Source organism: Variovorax guangxiensis, from assembly GCF_003952165.1.
Lineage (GTDB): Bacteria > Pseudomonadota > Gammaproteobacteria > Burkholderiales > Burkholderiaceae_C > Variovorax > Variovorax guangxiensis.
In genome coordinates, this window is record NZ_RXFT01000001.1 from 1,020,681 (window position 1) to 1,036,019 (window position 15,339).

A 15,339-nucleotide genomic window follows, 5' to 3' on the forward strand; every position below is an offset into this window, starting at 1 on the left:
GCCATAGGCGGGGACGGCATCCGCCCCGGGCAAGCCGGCGGGCGTGTTACAGCTTGCTTTCGGATTCCTGCTTTGCCTCGGCTGCGCACGGCACCACGAGGCGCACGCACAGGCCGTGCGGCGCGACGGGGCCGATGTCGAGCTCGGCACCGATCGCCTCGGCGCGCGAATGCATGCTGCGCAGCCCCTTGCCCAGACTGCCGCAGGGGCCCGCGTCCCCGGCCGGCGCGCTCCCGGCCGGGCCCAGCCCCCTGCCGTTGTCGCTCACCTCGAGCACCATCGCCCGGCCCTGCTCCTGCGGCGCGACGCGCAGCTCGACGCGGGTCGCGCGGGAGTGGCGCAAGGCATTCGACAAAGCCTCCTGCGCCACGCGGCAGACCTGCGACGCGGTCTCCGCCGGCATCGGGAAGCTTTCAGTCTCGGCCGAGATGTTCCATTCGAAGGCGACGCCCATGCGCTCGAACGCGGGGCGCAGGCGGTAACGCAGGTGGCCCAGCCGCTCGACGACGGTGCTGTCGCCCTGGTCGTCGAGGTCGTCCACCGTCATCTGCAGTTCGAGCAGGCAGGCCTGCAGCGCCATCGAGAGGCTGCCGGGGCCGCCCGATTTCGGGTCCTGGCTGGCCAGCAGCGCCACGAGCCGGGAACCGACGCCGTCGTGCAGGTCGTTGGCGATGCGGCGGCGCTCGGCCATCACCGCCTGGGCCTGGCGAAAGCGCGCGGCCCGACGCTGCGAGACGTACCAGATGCCCAGGATCATTCCCAGCACCAGCAGGTTGGCCGCCTGCAGGGCCCAGAAGGCGAACGGCATGTCGCTGGCCATGACGGTGACAGCGGAGCCTGCCCTGATGGCCTGCGCTGCGACCGGCGTCAGGTGCAGCGCGCCCGCGAGCGCGGCCCATGCCAGCAGCCGGCGTCGCGAGACGTGCTGGCGCAGCCAGACGAGCAGTACGCACCACGAGCCGATCGACAACCACACGAACTGGTCTTCCAGAAGATGCGGAAGCTGAAGGACCTGCGGCGCGAGCATGGCATGGCCTAGAGAAGTCCCCGATGGGAGGCGAAGCTCACGGCCTGCGCGCGGGTGTGCGCATGCAGCTTGCGGTAGATGTTCTTGACGTGCGCGTTAACCGTCTGGGCACTGATGGTTAGCTGCAAAGCGATCTCTTCGGTTACGTAGCCCGTCGCTACAAGTCGCAACACTTCGCGCTCCCTGGCGGATAACGTCGCCTTGCTGTCCGGCGGGCGCACCGGGTTCACGTTGGAGCGCTTGTGATCGAGGTGCACGAGCAGCCGGCGGGCCAGCCGCGGGGTGATGGCGGCACCGCCATTGACCACCTGCAGCACGGCCTGCGCATAGCTCTGGAACCACGCGTTCTTGACCAGGTAGCCGGAGGCGCCGAGCTCGAAGGCATGCAGCACCTGAGGCTCGTCCTCGAGGGCGGAAATGACGATGATCTCGGCCGCGCTGCGATGGCGCTTGGCCTCCTCGATCAGCTCGAATCCGCTGCCGTCCCCGAGGCGGATGTCGACCATGAGCACGTCGAACTCGTGCTGCATCAGCAGCCGCCGTCCTTCGCGCAGCGTGCCTGCCTGCCCTTCGAGCTGGATGCGCAGATCGCCCAGCAATTCCTGCGCGATGACGCGGCGCACGAAGGGGTCGTCGTCCACCAGCAGGACGCGCACCGGCTTGGTCTGTTGCCCGGTCAGGAAGTCGGGCCAAGGGAGGGTATCCGCGGACGGTGAAAGTAGTCCGCCGAACTGGCCAGGGTTGGTGTATTTCCTAGCGGAGTTGCTTGAATCTGTCAATGAAACGTCGAGATCGCTTTCCATTTCAGCCCCTTTGTGACAACTAGTCCATCTTGTTCGTTTCCAAAAGTTAATTCATTTCTACTCAGATTTTTATCTTCAGCTTTTTTGATTACTTTGGTTGCATCTTGTTGCGATTGACTACTCGAGTCAAGCAAAAGTAGTAATTCTCCCTTTGGGCGGCGCATGTAATACCAGCCCGCTGCCCTCTTGAAGCGCTGCTCGACATGTCTTTTGCCATAGCCTCGCTCTACCCAGCAGGGCCCTTTCTTCCCCGTTTCCCGGGCGCCGAAGAAGCATTTCGGCTGACATCCGGCCCTTCCGGACCGCCTCGCTGATCGCCGGCTGATCGCGAAGCGGCCCGCGGCCCCTTGCGTGCCTTACCCTCGCGCAATGACATTCCTTGCGCGCGTGCTGCGCGTACTGCGTGCCCTGCTCCGCGCCATCGGCACCGCGCTCATCGTTGCGCTGCTGCTCTTCGAGGAGTGGGGTTGGGAGCCGCTCGCGGCCCTTGCTGCGCGGCTGTCCCGCCTCCCCCTCTGGGCCGCGCTCGAGGAACGGCTGCGCCGGCTGCCGCCGTGGGGTGCGCTCCTGGCCTTCTTCTTGCCGGTGCTGTTGCTGCTGCCGGTGAAGGTGCTGGCGCTCTTTCTCTTCAGCCGTGGCCATGCGGCGACCGCCCTCACGGTGCTGGTGCTGGCCAAGCTGGTGGGCACCGCCATCGTGGCGCGGATCTTCCAGCTGGTCGAAGGACCGTTGATGCGAATTCCGTGGTTCGCCCACTGGTATCCGCGTTGGAAAGCCTGGAAGGATCGCGTGCTCGACCTCGTCCGGCAGAGCCGTCCCTGGCGCCTTGTGCGGGCACTGAACAGGCGCATGGCTCGCGGCTGGCGGCGGTTCAGGGAAAGCTGAACTCCATTTTTACCCGGATGTATTGCCGTTCTAATTTAATCCGGGTAATATTTGGGGCATGAACCTGTCCACGGAAAGCCGCCGCGCCCTGATCCGGCAATACAAGGAAAACCCGCGCCCGGCCGGCGTCTACGCGATCCGCAACAAGCTCAGCGGCCGCGTCTACGTGGCCGGCAGCCTCGATGTCGATGGCGCGATGAACCGCGCGCGCTTCGAACTGAACATGCGCTCCCATCGCAGCAAGGCGCTCGGCCAGGACTGGATCGCGCATGGCGCCGAACATTTCAGCTTCGAGGTGGTCGACCGCGTCAGGGAGCGCAAGGACCCCGGTTTCGATCGCAAGGCCGAGCTCGAGAAGCTTCTTTCGCTATGGCAGGAAGAGCTTCAATGCTTCGGCGCGAACGGCTACAACACACCCTGAGCGCATGCGCGACACATGGCGACGAGATGGCGCGCACCGAAGCGCGGCAGCGAGTAGATTACGCACCTCGTTTCGCTTGGTACCCCCCAGGAACAAACAAACATCCGAATGTCTTCCGACACCCCGACAACCACCCTGACCGTGTTCTTCGGCTTCCAGCGCGTGGCACACGGCAGCAAGACCGAAGTGCTCGAACAGCTGAGCCGCCGCGACGACCCCGGCCCGTATCTCGTGTTCGATGACCAGACCGGCGCCCAGCTCGACCTCGACATGCGCGAGCTTCCGCCCGAACTGCGCTACCCCGAGGCCGAGCCGCATCGCGACGATGCCCCGCGCGGCGTGGGCCGCCCCAAGCTCGGCGTGGTCGCTCGCGAAGTCACGCTGCTGCCGCGCCACTGGGACTGGCTCGGCCGCCAGCCCGGCGGCGCCTCGGTCGCGCTGCGCAAGCTGGTCGAAGACGCGCGCCGCGTGAACGCCGAGCGCGACACCGTGCGCGCAGCGCAGGAAGCCGCCTACCGCTTCATGACCGCGATCGCGGGCAACCTGCCCGGCTTCGAGGAAGCCACCCGCGCGCTCTTCGCCGGCGAGGAGCAACGCTTCGCCACCCTGATCGACCCCTGGCCCACCGACGTGCGCGCCCATCTGCAGAAACTCGCGGCCGCCGGCTGGAACCATCGATGAGAACGACAACCGAGACGACCGGCACCGGCAGCAGCAATAGCCCCGGTGCCGGCCAGAGCGGCCTGCAGGGCGTGCCTGTGTCGCCCGTCAACGCGCCGCGCCCGCTGTGGAAGGTCTTTCTCTTCTTCCTCGCGCCGATGTTGCTCAGCAACATCCTCCAGTCGCTCTCCGGCACGCTCAACAACGTGTACGTGGGGCAGATGCTCGGCGTGGGCGCGCTCGCGGCGGTGTCGAGCTTCTTTCCGGTGATGTTCTTCTTCATCGCCTTCATCATCGGCCTGGGGGCCGGCGCCTCGGTGCTCATCGGCCAGGCATGGGGTGCGCGCGACGTCGCCAAGGCCAAGGCCGTGGCCGGCACCACGCTCACCGTCGGCGTGCTGATGGGGCTGGTGATCGCCGTGTTCGGAGGCGCGTTCACCACGCCGATGCTGGCCGCGCTGGGCACGCCCCCCGACGTGCTGGCCGACTCCACGCGCTATGCCCGCATCATGCTGATCGCGATGCCCGGCGTGTTCATCTTCCTGCTGGCCACCGCGATGCTGCGCGGCGTGGGCGACACCGTCACGCCGCTGCTCACGCTGCTGATTTCCACGCTGATCGGCCTGGTGGTCACGCCCGCGCTCATCCGCGGCTGGGGCGGCCTGCCGCAGCTCGGCGTGGCCAGCGGCGCGTGGGCGTCGGTGCTGTCGTTCGCCGTGGCGACCACCTGGCTGGGCTTTCGCCTGCGCCAGCGCAAGAGCCCGCTCGCGCCAGACGCGGAATTCATGCGCAACCTGCGCATCCAGCCGCACCTGCTGAAGGCCGTGCTGCGCATCGGGGTACCCACGGGGGTGCAGATGATCGTGGTGGCGCTGGCCGAGGTGGTGCTGCTGTCGATGGTCAACGGCTTCGGCTCGAACGCCACGGCCGCCTACGGCGCGGTGAACCAGGTGGTGGCCTACGTGCAGTTCCCCGCGATCTCGATCGCGATCACCGCGTCGATCCTCGGCGCGCAGGCCATCGGCGCGGGCCGGGCCAACCGGCTCGGCGCCATCGCGAAGACGGCGCTGCTCATGAACCTGGTGCTGACCGGCGGCCTGGTGCTGCTGGGCTACCTGTTCTCGCGGCCGCTGATGGGCTTCTTCATCACCAGCGCGCCGGTCATCGAGATCGCGCAGACGCTGCTGCACATCATGCTGTGGAGCCTGGTGGTCTTCGGCATGGCTTCGGCGCTGTCGGGGATCATGCGCGCCAGCGGCTCGGTGCTGGTGCCCACGCTGATCTCGATCTTCTGCATTCTCGGCGTGGAGGTGCCGGTGGCCTGGGTCATGAGCCACCGCATCGGGCTCGATGGGGTCTGGGTGGCCTACCCCGTGACCTTCGGGGCGATGCTGCTGCTGCAGACTGCCTACTACCAGCTGGTGTGGCGCAAGAAGTCGATCCACCGGCTGGTGTAGCCGGCGCCGGCTACTTGCCGTCGAAGGCCCGCTGCACCTGTGCGAGGTCGAGCTTGACCATCTTCATCATGGCCTGCATCGCGCGGTTGGCCTTGGCCGCGTCCTTGTCCTGGAACATGCGGATCATGGCCTTGGGCGCGACCTGCCACGAAACGCCGTAGCGGTCGGTGAGCCAGCCGCACTGCACCGGCTGGCCACCGCCTTCGAGCAGCCTGTCCCAGTAGTAGTCGACATCGGCCTGCGTCTCGCACGGCACGAACATCGAGATGGCCGGGTTGAACTTGTACTCCGGGCCGCCGTTGAGAATCATGAATTCCTGCCCGTCGAGCTCGAAGGTCGCGGTGAGCAGCGAGCCCTTGCGGCTGGGGTTGGCGTCGCCCCACAGCAGCGTGTCGGTCACGCGCGAGTTCGGAAAAATGCTGCTGTAGAACTTCAGCGCCTCTTCTCCGTTGGTGTCGAACCAGAGACAGGGAACGATCTTCTGCATGGGACTCCTTCGCTTCTGACGATGAACCTGATAGTTCAGTATCCAGGCGTCGCAGGCCCCCTGTCAACCCGTGCGACGCCTGTCAGCGGGAAGTTCCCATGGGCCCGGCTCTCGAGGCGCCTGCCCCGAAGGCCTTCCGCCAGCGATAGGCCTCGGCCGCATTGACCGCGCCCTTCGGCGCCCTGCCCTGGAAGATCTCCGCGAGTTGCGACACGGTTTCCATCGCCTGGTGCTCCACCGCCGGCGGCGTGAGCCCGCCGATGTGGGGCGTGGCGATCACGCGCGGATGCGCCGCCACGTCCGGCGAAGGCATCTGGTCGGGTGCGCGGCCCACGTCGAGCGCGCATCCAGCGATCACGCCCGCGTCCAGCGCCGCGAGCAGCGCACGCTCATCCACCAGGTTTCCGCGCGAGGCATTGATGAAGAAGGCGTGGGGCTGCATCGCGGCGAACGCCCGGGCATTCATCATGTTCTCGGTCGCCTCGGTGGCGGGCGCGAGGCAGACCACGAAGTCCGATTGCGCCAGCAGCGCCTCGAAGCTAACCTGCTCGAACTCCGCCCGATCGGTCGCCGTGTACGGGTCGTGCACGACGATGCGCATGTTCAGCGCCAGCGCGACATCGCAGAGGTACCGGCTGATCTGCCCGTAGCCGATCACGCCCAGCGTGCTGCCGCGCAGTTCGCGCCCCATCGCGGGCGGCGGCAGGCGGCCCGCGTGGTAGCTCGCGGCGGAGGCACTGATGCCCCGGCCCAGATCGATCATCGTGCCTACGACCCATTCCGACACCGAGGTGATGAACCCTGCGCTCGCCTGCGTCACCAGCACGCCATGCCGGCTGGCGGAAGCCACGTCGATGTTGCGGATGTCGATGGCGCAGCGCACGAAGGCCTTGAGCTGTGGCAGCGCCGCGAACAGCGCCTCGTCGCCCACCGTCTGGCGGTAGGAAATGATCGCGTCGCAGTCCTGCGCCAGATCGGCGAGCTCGCGCGACGAAAGTTCGGCGTCGCTGGGATTGAGGCGAACCTGCGCGATGGCCCGAAGGGCGGCGGTGGCGCGGTCGCCGAAGTAGTTGGCCAGCTTGGCTGGCGGATGGCTGACGAAAACCGTGGTCATGAAAAAACTTCTGTTCGGGAAGAAAGACTGGCCGCGAGCATCATGCCGCCGCAAGCGCCAGGACCGTGCGCCGCCACGAAGGCAGAATGGAAAAATCTACAGGACGCAGCATGACCATAACCTCGCAGACACCCGACGCCGCTCGCGCTTACGCCGTCGAAATGCATGGCGACCAGAAATACGGCACCCATCCGTACGTGCACCACCTCGACGCCGTCGCCGCCCTGCTCCAGCCCTACGGCGACAAGGCGCGCGTCGTCGGCTACCTGCACGACGTGGTCGAGGACACGGCAGCGACGGTGGCGGACGTGCGCTCGCGCTTCGGCGACCTGGTCGCTTCCTGCGTCGCGCTGCTGACCGATGCGCCCGGCGCCAACCGCAAGGAGCGCAAGGCCAGGACCTATGCGGCGCTGGCCGAGGTGAAAGGCGACGAGGAACTCGCGCTGCTGGTAAAGGCCGCCGACCGGCTGGCCAACGTGCGCGCCTGCGTGGCCGACGGCCAGCGCGCGCTGTGGGACACGTACCACGGCGAGCACCCGACCTTCAGGGCAGCTGCGTTCAGGGCTGGGCAATGCGATGCGTTGTGGATCGAGCTCGACACGCTGCTCTCGCCCTCTAGCGCCCCAGCAGCGACGCCCTGACAAGGGCCGCGCCCGGTTGGTTCGCCCCTGACAGGCGAGCGATCTTTCGAGGGCAAGGCGCTCGTCGTGGTCCGGACAGACGGGCCACGCGCCCTGCGCCGGCCAGCCCGAGCCTGTAATGGTGCGAAATTGATTGGTGCCCGAATGGACGCCACAGTGCACCGACTTCAGTTCTCCGGAAAGCCAGAAAGGGGTCAGGTTGCTGGCAGCCCCCTACCCCCGGGCACGCATCCGGAAGAAGTCGGGTACATCCATTTCAGTAACGCAATCAATCGAACTGGAGGGCTAAATGGGCATTGTGTTTGCAGAAAACTGGGACAACATCGATGGACTCAGGGCAAAACATGGCGATTGGTATGAGGACACATACAACACCCTGGGCGATGCCAGCTACCAGCAGATAACCGCCATGCTGAATACATGGGCGGACAGAGAAATTGCCAATGGGCACGCAGTCGAACTGCACGAATTGGCCGTTGCCGTATTGAGCGACAGGCTCAAGGTCACAGTGGAACTGGGCTTCCACCAACGTCAGACTTTCAGGGGGCAGGACTACTTCCACATCACCGTGATACACCCGGATGGATGGAAAGCCCACCTGTTCAGCCGTGCGGCGATCTATATGGGCAGCGTCGCGCACATCGAGAAAACGATCGAAGGCGGAACCAAAGTTCCCACCGTCTACGAAAAAAGAATCTACGTGCAGCCTCAACAGCCCTACACGCCATTCGTTTGAGTCTCGCAAGTTCGAGGAAGGGCAGCCCACGGCCGACGGTGTGATGTCAGCTGGCGCACGACGCCATATGAATTCCAAGTTCGTTTTCCTCGAACTCCGGCAATAGCTAACCAGCACGCCGATTCGTGAACTCCATCACCCCGTCGTCCACCGAACCGAAGCGCAGGCTCACCAGATCGCGCGCGTAGTTCTGGTACACGCGCCACGGCGCGCGCGAGCCCTGCTTCGGAAACCTGTCCACCGCGCGCCGCACATAGCCCGAAGAGAAGTCGAGCCAGGGCTCGGGCGCCAGCGCCGGGTCTGTGTTGCGCGGCGTGCATTGCCTCCAGCCTTGCTTCTCCATGTGGTTGAGCACCCGGCAGACATACGCGCAGGTCAGGTCGCTCCTGAGCGTCCACGAGGCGTTGGTGTAGCCGAACGACGAGGCCAGGTTGGGCACGTCGCTGTACATCATTCCCTTGTAGCTGAAGGTCGCGGCCGGTTCCACGCGACGGCCGTCCACCTCGAGCTGCACGCCACCGAGCACCAGCAGCTCCAGCCCGGTGGCGGTGACCACCACGTCGGCCTCCAGCTCCCTGCCCGACTTCAGCCTGATGCCGCCCGGCGTGAAGGTGTCGACGTGGTCGGTGACCATCGAAGCGCGCCCTGCCCTGATGGCCGCGAACAGGTCGCCGTCGGAAACCAGGCAAAGGCGCTGGTCCCACGGGTTGTAGCGCGGCGTGAAATGCGTGGCGATGTCGTAGCCGGGGCCGAGCGCCTGCCGTACGCCGCCGAGGATCATCTTCTTCGCGTAGTCGGGCTTGCGCCGGGCGAGGCGGAAGAAGTACATCGACAGCAGCACGTTCTTCCAGCGCGTGAGGCCGTAGGCCAGCCCGGCCGGGAAGATGCCGCGCAGCCTTCGCGCGATCGGGTCCTGCGCCGGGCGCGCGACGACGTAGGTAGGCGAGCGCTGCAGCAGAGTCACGTGGCCAGCCGTCTTCGCCATCGCGGGCACCAGCGTCATCGCGGTCGCGCCGCTGCCGATGACGACCACGCGCTTGCCGCCGTAGTCCAGGTCCTGGGGCCAGTGCTGCGGATGGACGATGCAGCCCGTGTAGTTGCCGATGCCCGCGAAGTCGGGCGTGTAGCCCGCGTCGTACCTGTAGTAGCCGCTGCACAGGAAGAGAAAGTTGCAGCGCAGGCGCAGCGGAAGCTGCTCGGGGCCGCGCTCCACGTCCACGCTCCAGCAGGCCTCCGGCGTCGACCACGAGGCTCGCACCACGCGGTGGTTGAAGCGGATCCTGCGGTCGATGCCGTGCTGCGCCGCCGTCTCGCGCAGGTAGTTCAGGATCGACGGCCCGTCCGCGATGGACTTCGCCTGCGTCCACGGCCGGAACGAATAGCCCAGCGTGTACATGTCGGAGTCCGAACGCACGCCCGGATAACGGAACAGGTCCCAGGTGCCGCCGCTGCGCTCGCGCCCTTCGAGGATCGCGTAGCTGCGGCCCGGGCAGTGCTTCTGCAGGTGGTAGCCGGCACCGATGCCCGAGAGGCCGGCGCCGACGATCAGTACATCGAAGTGCTGCTGTTGCTCGCTCTCTTCCCGCATCGGTCGTGCCCTTTCACTTCTTGCCGTCCGTGCCTCCTGCCGCCGGTGGAGTGCTCCGGATCATCAGCCACGCGCTCAATGCGCTGAGCACGGCCAGCGCCGCGCTCGACAGCATCACCCAGCGAAAGCCCGCGACGAAGGATTCGGCCACCGCGCGCTTCACGGCTGCCGCAGTGGCCGCGTCCGCGCCCGGAGGGATCGCCGCGCCCGCCAGCTTGCTGCGCTCGCCTTCGAGAAATGCCGTCAGTTGCGCCGTCGCGCCCATCTCGCGCAGATGCCCGGCCAACGCGGTGTCGAAGGCCCAGGCCATGAGCGCGCCGAACACCGCGATCGCCAGCACCGCAGCCGCGCGCGACACCGCGTTGTTCACGCCAGAGGCCACGCCCGCCAGGTCTGCGCCGACCGCGTTCATCACCGTGGTCGTCAGCGGCGCCACCGTCACCGTCATGCCGAAGCCCAGCACCACCACGGCCGGCAGGAAGCCGCTCCAGTAGCTCGCGCCCACGCCCGGCAGCGCGAACAGCGCGAAACCCACGGCGGCAATCGCCGGCCCGATCACCAGCGGCATGCGCGGCCCGAAGCGGTCGACCAGCTGCCCGGCCCACCCCGAGAGCGCGAACATGATGAAGATGAACGGCAGCAGCGCCGCCCCCGCCACCGTGGCCGAGTAGCCCTGCACCTGGATCAGGTTGAGCGGAAAGAAATACAGCCCGCCGCCCAGCGCCGCGTAGAGCAGCAGCGTCAGCAGGTTGGCGCCGCTGAAGTTGCCGATGCGCAGCAGCTCCAGCGGCAGCATCGGCGTGCGCGCCTTGCGCTCGGCGACGAAGAAGGCCACGCTGCCCAGCACGCCGATGGCCAGCGCCGCAAGCACCGCCGCCGAACCCCAGCCCTGCGTCGGCGCCTCGATGAAGGCGTAGACGATGCCGCCGAGCCCGGCCGTCGCCAGCAGCGCGCCCCACAGGTCGAGCCCGCCGCTGGCGGAAGCGCCGCGGCTCTCGGGGACGTGGCGCCACACGATCCACAGCACCAGCAGCGCCATCGGCACATTGATGAGGAAGGCCCAGGTCCACGAGAAATGATCGACCAGGAAGCCGCCCAGCACAGGCCCCACCGCCGCCGTGATGCCGCTGAAGCCCGACCATGTGCCGATGGCCTTGCCGCGCTCCTTCTCCGGATAGGCCGCGCTGATGAGCGCCAGGCTGCCCGGCACCAGCAGCGCGCCGCCGACGCCCTGCACCGCCCGCGCCGCGATGAGTTGCTGCACGTTGCCCGCGAGCGCGCACGCCACCGACGACAGCGCGAAGATGCCGACGCCGATCGCGAAGATGCGCCGCCGGCCGTAGTGATCGCCCAGCGCCCCGCCCACCAGCAGCAGCGCCGCCAGCAGCAAGGCATACGACTCGACCACCCATTGCGCCTGGAAGGCTGTTGCGCGCAGGTCGGACTGGATGGCCGGCAGCGCCACGTTGACCACCGTGCCGTCGATGAAGGCCATGCTCGAGCCCACGATGGCCGCGGCCAGCACCCATGGCCTGGCGGCTTCAGGACAGTCGCTCCCCTCGCCCTCTCCCGCGCGGGAGCCATGAAGGCCATGAAGAATCAGCGTCTCGTCGCAGGGCGCCTTGCCGATCTGTGCCATGGGGTCTCCTTCTTGTCGGATTCCGGTCCTGCTCCTTCCCCCTCTGGGGGAAGGCCGGGATGGGGGCTGCCCCCAACCATACGCCATGCTTCATCCGGCGCCGCCGTGCCCCCACCCCCGCCCTCCCCAGAGGGGGAGGGAGAAAACACTCAGGGTCAGGTCGCGCAGGCGGTCGCCGACGGATTCGCCCGCGCCGCGCTCACGCTGCGCGCCATCGCGGCGGCCGCCGCCGAGGTCACGCGCTGTGCCCCCTGCGCCACCGCGTCCATTCCGCTGCCCACCGCCTCGCCGAGGCTCAACTGGCAGACCACGGTGCGCGCCTCGTCCGAGCGCCGCAGCGTCCAGCTGAAATTCGCGTCCACGCGGCCGCCCTCGACCGCGTCGAACTGCCGCAGCTGCACCGCGATGCGCCACACCGGCTGCGAACTCTGACGGCCGCCCTTGGTCACGTCGAGCGCGCCGAGCCGGCCGGCGATGCCGCTGGCCAGCGCGTCTCGCAGCTCGTTCTCGAAGGACGAGGCCCAGCGGTGCTGCTCCAGCACCTCGACCTGCACGCTGCCGTTGGGCTGGCGCACGACCATCTGCGGCCGTGCGAAGCGCTCGGGCACGGCCACGGGCGCGAGCTCGATGTAGAGCGGCGCGGCGCTGCCGAGCGTCGAAGGCGCGGCATCGGCCGCGGCCACCGGGCTTGCCAGCGTGTAGTAGCTGTCGGGCTTGCTCGCGCAGCCCGCGAGCGCCGCCAGCGCTGCGGCCGCCGCTGCCACGGCCACGAATGAAAAGTGGTTCTTCTTCATTTCTTGTTGTCGTCCGGTTTGCCGCGCAGCAGCGATTCGGGATGGCGCTCGAGGTAGTCGGTCAGCACGCGCACCGAGCCGGCGGCGCGCGTGAGCTCCTGCAGCGTCTGGCGCATGTCCTGCTGCAGCGGCGAGTCGTCGGCCAGCGTGCGTTCGGCCGTGTTCACGGTCTTGCGCACGTCCTTCATGGCCGCGGCCAGCTCGGGCGTGACATCGTTGTTGATGCGCTTCACCGTCTGCTCGGCGGCCGTGAGCGTCTTGTTGAGCGAAGCGAGCGTGGTGCGCAGGTCGCCCGCGATCTGCTCGTAGGGCACCTTGTTGAGCTTGGTCGCGATCTCCTGTACCTGCGACTGGATCTCGTCGAGGCTGTTGGGCACGGTAGGCAGTTCGATCGGGTTCTTCGCCAGGTCGATCTTCGCCGGCGGCGCCTTCGGGAAGAAGTCGAGCGCCACGTAGACCTGCCCGGTCAGCAGGTTGCCGTTGCGCAGTTGGGCGCGCAGGCCCTTCTCCGCCAGGAAGCGCAGCCGCTCCTGCTGGGTGGAGCGCGACTCGGTGCCGCTCTCGCCCGCGCGGCGGCGCAGGCGGTCGGGGTAGACCTGCACCAGCACCGGCATGCGGAACTCGCGCTCGGCGCGGTCGAACTCCACGCCGATTGACTTCACCTCGCCGATCACCACGCCGCGGAAGTCCACCGGCGCACCCGGCGTCAGGCCGCGCAGCGACTGGTTGAAGTACATCAGCAGGGTCTGCGAGGGCCCGTCGGGCTCCTTCATGGCCGTGGTCTCGTCCTGCGCCAGCGTGAAGGAGGCGTTCTCCTTGGCCACCGGTCCCATCGCGTCGTCGGGCGCCTGGAAGGCGATGCCTCCGAGCAGGATGGTCGCCAGCGACTGCGTGCGCAGCGTGAAGCCGCTGGCGCTGAGCTGCGCGTCGATGCCGCTGGCTTGCCAGAAGCGCGTGTTCATGCCCACGAACTTGTCGTACGGCGCATTGATGAAGACGCGCAGCGTCACGCCGCGCCCGTCGCCGTCGAGCTCGTAGGCCGCCACCTGCCCGACCTTGATGCGGCGGAAGTACACGGGCGAGCCCACGTCGAGCGAACCCACGTCGTTGGCGCGCAGCAGGAACTGCTTGCCCGAGTCGTCGCGCGTGACGGTGGGCGGCGTCTCCAGCCCGGTGAACTCGCCCGCCGTTTCCTGCGACACGCCCGCGTCGGCGCCGATGTAGGCGCCCGACAGCAGCGTGTTGAGCCCCGAGATGCCCGAAGTGTCCAGCCGCGGGCGCACCACCCAGAAACGCGAGTCGGAGGCGGTGAAGCTCTGCGCGTCCTTGTTGAACTGCACCAGCACGCGCACATGAGAGCGGTCGCGCGCCAGGCGCAGGCTGGTGACCAGGCCGATCTGCACGTCCTTGTACTTCACGGCGGTCTTGCCGGCCTCCAGGCCCTCGGCGGTCTTGAAGGTCAGCACCACCTCCGGGCCACGCTCCATGATGATGCGCGCCACCAGCGTGATGCCCACCAGCGCGGCCACGATGGGAATCAGCCAGATCAGCGACGGCAGCCATTCGCGGCGGCGCACCACGCGTGGCTTCGGCAGCGGGGGCTGGCCGGATGGCTCCGGTTTGTCCTGGGGTCGGTCTTCTTCACTCATGCTGGTTTCTCGTCCCTGTTTTCATGTCCCTGCAGACGTTGCTCGCGCTGTGCGCCTTCTTCGTGGTCCTGCAGGATGGCCTGGTCTTCCCTGCTATCCCAGGTGAGCTTCGGGTCGAAGCTCAGCGAGGCCAGCATGGTCAGGACCACCACCGAGCCGAAGGCCGCGATGCCCACGCCCGCGGTGATGACCGCGAAGCCCTGGATCTGCACCAGCCCCGTCAGCAGCGACACCACGAACACGTCGAGCATCGACCACCGGCCGATGATCTCGATGATGTGATAGAGCTTCGCCCGCTCGCGCCGCCGCCAGGTGCTGCCGCGCTGAGCCAGCACCACGAGCAGCAGCAGCACCGCCAGCTTGAACAGCGGCACCAGGAAGCTCGCGATGAAGACGATGGCGGCCAGCCCGTAGGCGCCGGACACCCAGAAATAGATCACCCCGCTCAGGATGGTGTCGTTCTGCGTGCCGAACAGCGTGCGCGTGATCATCACCGGCAGCAAGTTGGCCGGGATGTACATCATGCAGGCCGCGATCAGGAAGGCCCAGGTGAGCTTCAGGCTCTGCGGCTTGCGCGTATGCAGGTGCGTGCCGCAGCGGCCGCAGGCGTCGCCCTCCTCGGCGTCTTTCCAGACGGCGCCGCAATGGCGGCAGGCCATGTAGCCCATCGAGGCGGCGGTGGGAACCTTCGCATCCGCCTCATGTTCGTGGTGGTAATGCTCGCCGTAAGCCGCGAGGCTGCCGAGGCGCTGCCGGAGGTGGCCCTGCAGCTTCTTCATGCCGATGCTCCACCCTTCTCTTCTTCACCGGGTTCCTCGCCCTTCGGCCTGAACGCCATTCTCCAGAACGCACCCGGGTCGAAGGACAGCACCGCCGTCAGCATCACCGTGAGCGCCATGAAGGCCCACAGCGCCGGCCCCGGCACCACGGTCGCCATGCTCGAAAGCTTGACGATGGCCACGAGAACGCCGAGCAGGAACACCTCGATCATTCCCCAGGGCCGCAGCGACTGCATCGCCCGCACCAGCAGTGCGAAGCCCACGGGCCGGTGCTCGCGGCTCAGCGGAACCAGCAGGTACGCCAGGATGCAAAGCTGCAGGAAGGGAAAGAGGATGGTCGTGGCCAGCACCAGCAGCGCCACCACCGACATGCCTTCGGCGCTCAGTGCCACCACCGCGCCGGCCAGCGTGGTCTGGCTGCGCAGGCCCTGCAGCTCGATCTCGACGATGGGAAACAGGTTCGCGATGGCGAACATGATGAGGCAGGCCACCGTCAGAGGGAGGATTCGGCGCTCCTGCTCGCCCGGGTGCCGGTCGAGCTCGGTGCCGCAGCGCGGGCAGCGCGCCACGTCGCGCGGGCGCAGGGGCGTGCGGCCGTAGACCGCATCGCAACCCGGGCAAACCACGGTTTCAGGTACTTCCGTCATGGGTGAGTACCC

16 protein-coding genes are annotated in these 15,339 nt (G+C 67.5%); 6 read left to right on the forward strand and 10 right to left on the reverse strand.

Annotated elements, in window-relative coordinates:
* Positions 1–46: 46 nt before the first annotated feature.
* Together EJP67_RS04900 and EJP67_RS04905 are read right to left on the reverse strand one after the other, a co-directional pair.
* The gene (locus tag EJP67_RS04900; protein ID WP_126020024.1) at positions 47–1,027 is read right to left on the reverse strand and encodes a sensor histidine kinase; all 981 of its coding nucleotides are present in this window, start codon (positions 1,025–1,027) and stop codon (positions 47–49) included.
* A gap of 8 nt (positions 1,028–1,035) precedes the next feature.
* On the reverse strand, positions 1,036–1,830 hold the full coding sequence (locus EJP67_RS04905) for a LuxR C-terminal-related transcriptional regulator (RefSeq protein ID WP_126020026.1): 795 nt from the start codon (positions 1,828–1,830) through the stop codon (positions 1,036–1,038).
* 369 nt (positions 1,831–2,199) lie between these two features.
* On the opposite strand from EJP67_RS04905, the gene EJP67_RS04910 reads away from it, so the two are divergent.
* From EJP67_RS04910 to EJP67_RS04925, 4 genes are all read left to right on the forward strand, one after another.
* Positions 2,200–2,715, forward strand: a complete 516-nt coding sequence (locus EJP67_RS04910; protein WP_126020028.1) for a hypothetical protein — start codon at positions 2,200–2,202, stop codon at positions 2,713–2,715.
* A gap of 58 nt (positions 2,716–2,773) precedes the next feature.
* Positions 2,774–3,136, forward strand: coding sequence for a GIY-YIG nuclease family protein (locus tag EJP67_RS04915; protein ID WP_126020030.1), 363 nt, complete (start codon positions 2,774–2,776; stop codon positions 3,134–3,136).
* 108 nt (positions 3,137–3,244) lie between these two features.
* Positions 3,245–3,817, forward strand: a complete 573-nt coding sequence (locus EJP67_RS04920) for a DUF2239 family protein (protein WP_126020032.1) — start codon at positions 3,245–3,247, stop codon at positions 3,815–3,817.
* Positions 3,814–5,253, forward strand: a complete 1,440-nt coding sequence (locus EJP67_RS04925) for an MATE family efflux transporter (protein ID WP_126020034.1) — start codon at positions 3,814–3,816, stop codon at positions 5,251–5,253. Before EJP67_RS04920 ends, EJP67_RS04925 begins: the two co-directional genes overlap by 4 nt.
* Before the next feature lie 10 nt (positions 5,254–5,263).
* Here EJP67_RS04925 and EJP67_RS04930 read toward each other — a convergent pair whose 3' ends face one another.
* Both EJP67_RS04930 and EJP67_RS04935 read right to left on the reverse strand, forming a co-directional pair.
* Complete coding sequence (locus EJP67_RS04930; RefSeq protein ID WP_126020037.1) at positions 5,264–5,740, reverse strand: VOC family protein; 477 nt, start codon at positions 5,738–5,740, stop codon at positions 5,264–5,266.
* Between the two features lie 82 nt (positions 5,741–5,822).
* Complete coding sequence (locus tag EJP67_RS04935) at positions 5,823–6,854, reverse strand: hydroxyacid dehydrogenase (protein ID WP_126020039.1); 1,032 nt, start codon at positions 6,852–6,854, stop codon at positions 5,823–5,825.
* Positions 6,855–6,964: 110 nt separating this feature from the next.
* Here EJP67_RS04935 and EJP67_RS04940 point away from each other — a divergent pair, with 110 nt between their 5' ends.
* Positions 6,965–7,495 carry an HD domain-containing protein gene (locus EJP67_RS04940; RefSeq protein WP_126020041.1) on the forward strand — a complete coding sequence of 177 codons (531 nt, stop codon included), beginning with the start codon at positions 6,965–6,967 and terminating at the stop codon, positions 7,493–7,495.
* A 289-nt stretch (positions 7,496–7,784) separates the two neighbouring features.
* Entirely contained in the window at positions 7,785–8,231 is a 447-nt protein-coding gene (locus EJP67_RS04945) for a hypothetical protein (protein ID WP_126020044.1), read from the forward strand.
* Positions 8,232–8,337: 106 nt separating this feature from the next.
* Here the strand turns inward: EJP67_RS04945 and EJP67_RS04950 are convergent, their stop codons facing one another.
* The 6 genes from EJP67_RS04950 to EJP67_RS04975 all read right to left on the reverse strand — a co-directional run bounded on the left by EJP67_RS04950 (position 8,338) and on the right by EJP67_RS04975 (position 15,327).
* A complete protein-coding gene (locus EJP67_RS04950; protein ID WP_126020046.1) occupies positions 8,338–9,819 on the reverse strand; it encodes a flavin-containing monooxygenase in 1,482 nt (493 codons plus the stop codon).
* A 13-nt stretch (positions 9,820–9,832) separates the two neighbouring features.
* On the reverse strand, positions 9,833–11,458 hold the full coding sequence (locus EJP67_RS04955; protein WP_126020048.1) for an MFS transporter: 1,626 nt from the start codon (positions 11,456–11,458) through the stop codon (positions 9,833–9,835).
* 155 nt (positions 11,459–11,613) lie between these two features.
* Entirely contained in the window at positions 11,614–12,252 is a 639-nt protein-coding gene (locus EJP67_RS04960) for a PqiC family protein (protein WP_126020050.1), read from the reverse strand.
* Positions 12,249–13,901: a PqiB family protein gene (locus EJP67_RS04965; protein WP_126020052.1), complete on the reverse strand. Its 1,653-nt coding sequence runs from the start codon at positions 13,899–13,901 to the stop codon at positions 12,249–12,251. Before EJP67_RS04965 ends, EJP67_RS04960 begins: the two co-directional genes overlap by 4 nt.
* Positions 13,898–14,680, reverse strand: a complete 783-nt coding sequence (locus EJP67_RS04970) for a paraquat-inducible protein A (RefSeq protein ID WP_126020054.1) — start codon at positions 14,678–14,680, stop codon at positions 13,898–13,900. Before EJP67_RS04970 ends, EJP67_RS04965 begins: the two co-directional genes overlap by 4 nt.
* Positions 14,677–15,327 (reverse strand): paraquat-inducible protein A, encoded by a 651-nt coding sequence (locus EJP67_RS04975; RefSeq protein ID WP_126020057.1) that lies wholly within the window; start codon positions 15,325–15,327, stop codon positions 14,677–14,679. Before EJP67_RS04975 ends, EJP67_RS04970 begins: the two co-directional genes overlap by 4 nt.
* Positions 15,328–15,339 lie beyond the last annotated feature (12 nt).

What these genes read in the sequence shown, in the direction of transcription:
- EJP67_RS04950 (WP_126020046.1), bottom strand. Translation starts at nt 9,819, where the DNA reads ATGCGGGAAGAGAGCGAGCAACAGCAGCACTTCGATGTACTGATCGTC.
- EJP67_RS04905 (WP_126020026.1), bottom strand. Translation starts at nt 1,830, where the DNA reads ATGGAAAGCGATCTCGACGTTTCATTGACAGATTCAAGCAACTCCGCT.
- EJP67_RS04960 (WP_126020050.1), bottom strand. Translation starts at nt 12,252, where the DNA reads ATGAAGAAGAACCACTTTTCATTCGTGGCCGTGGCAGCGGCGGCCGCA.
- EJP67_RS04915 (WP_126020030.1), top strand. Translation starts at nt 2,774, where the DNA reads ATGAACCTGTCCACGGAAAGCCGCCGCGCCCTGATCCGGCAATACAAG.
- EJP67_RS04940 (WP_126020041.1), top strand. Translation starts at nt 6,965, where the DNA reads ATGACCATAACCTCGCAGACACCCGACGCCGCTCGCGCTTACGCCGTC.
- EJP67_RS04900 (WP_126020024.1), bottom strand. Translation starts at nt 1,027, where the DNA reads ATGCTCGCGCCGCAGGTCCTTCAGCTTCCGCATCTTCTGGAAGACCAG.
- EJP67_RS04920 (WP_126020032.1), top strand. Translation starts at nt 3,245, where the DNA reads ATGTCTTCCGACACCCCGACAACCACCCTGACCGTGTTCTTCGGCTTC.
- EJP67_RS04910 (WP_126020028.1), top strand. Translation starts at nt 2,200, where the DNA reads ATGACATTCCTTGCGCGCGTGCTGCGCGTACTGCGTGCCCTGCTCCGC.
- EJP67_RS04970 (WP_126020054.1), bottom strand. Translation starts at nt 14,680, where the DNA reads ATGAAGAAGCTGCAGGGCCACCTCCGGCAGCGCCTCGGCAGCCTCGCG.
- EJP67_RS04975 (WP_126020057.1), bottom strand. Translation starts at nt 15,327, where the DNA reads ATGACGGAAGTACCTGAAACCGTGGTTTGCCCGGGTTGCGATGCGGTC.
- EJP67_RS04935 (WP_126020039.1), bottom strand. Translation starts at nt 6,854, where the DNA reads ATGACCACGGTTTTCGTCAGCCATCCGCCAGCCAAGCTGGCCAACTAC.
- EJP67_RS04955 (WP_126020048.1), bottom strand. Translation starts at nt 11,458, where the DNA reads ATGGCACAGATCGGCAAGGCGCCCTGCGACGAGACGCTGATTCTTCAT.
- EJP67_RS04930 (WP_126020037.1), bottom strand. Translation starts at nt 5,740, where the DNA reads ATGCAGAAGATCGTTCCCTGTCTCTGGTTCGACACCAACGGAGAAGAG.
- EJP67_RS04925 (WP_126020034.1), top strand. Translation starts at nt 3,814, where the DNA reads ATGAGAACGACAACCGAGACGACCGGCACCGGCAGCAGCAATAGCCCC.
- EJP67_RS04965 (WP_126020052.1), bottom strand. Translation starts at nt 13,901, where the DNA reads ATGAGTGAAGAAGACCGACCCCAGGACAAACCGGAGCCATCCGGCCAG.
- EJP67_RS04945 (WP_126020044.1), top strand. Translation starts at nt 7,785, where the DNA reads ATGGGCATTGTGTTTGCAGAAAACTGGGACAACATCGATGGACTCAGG.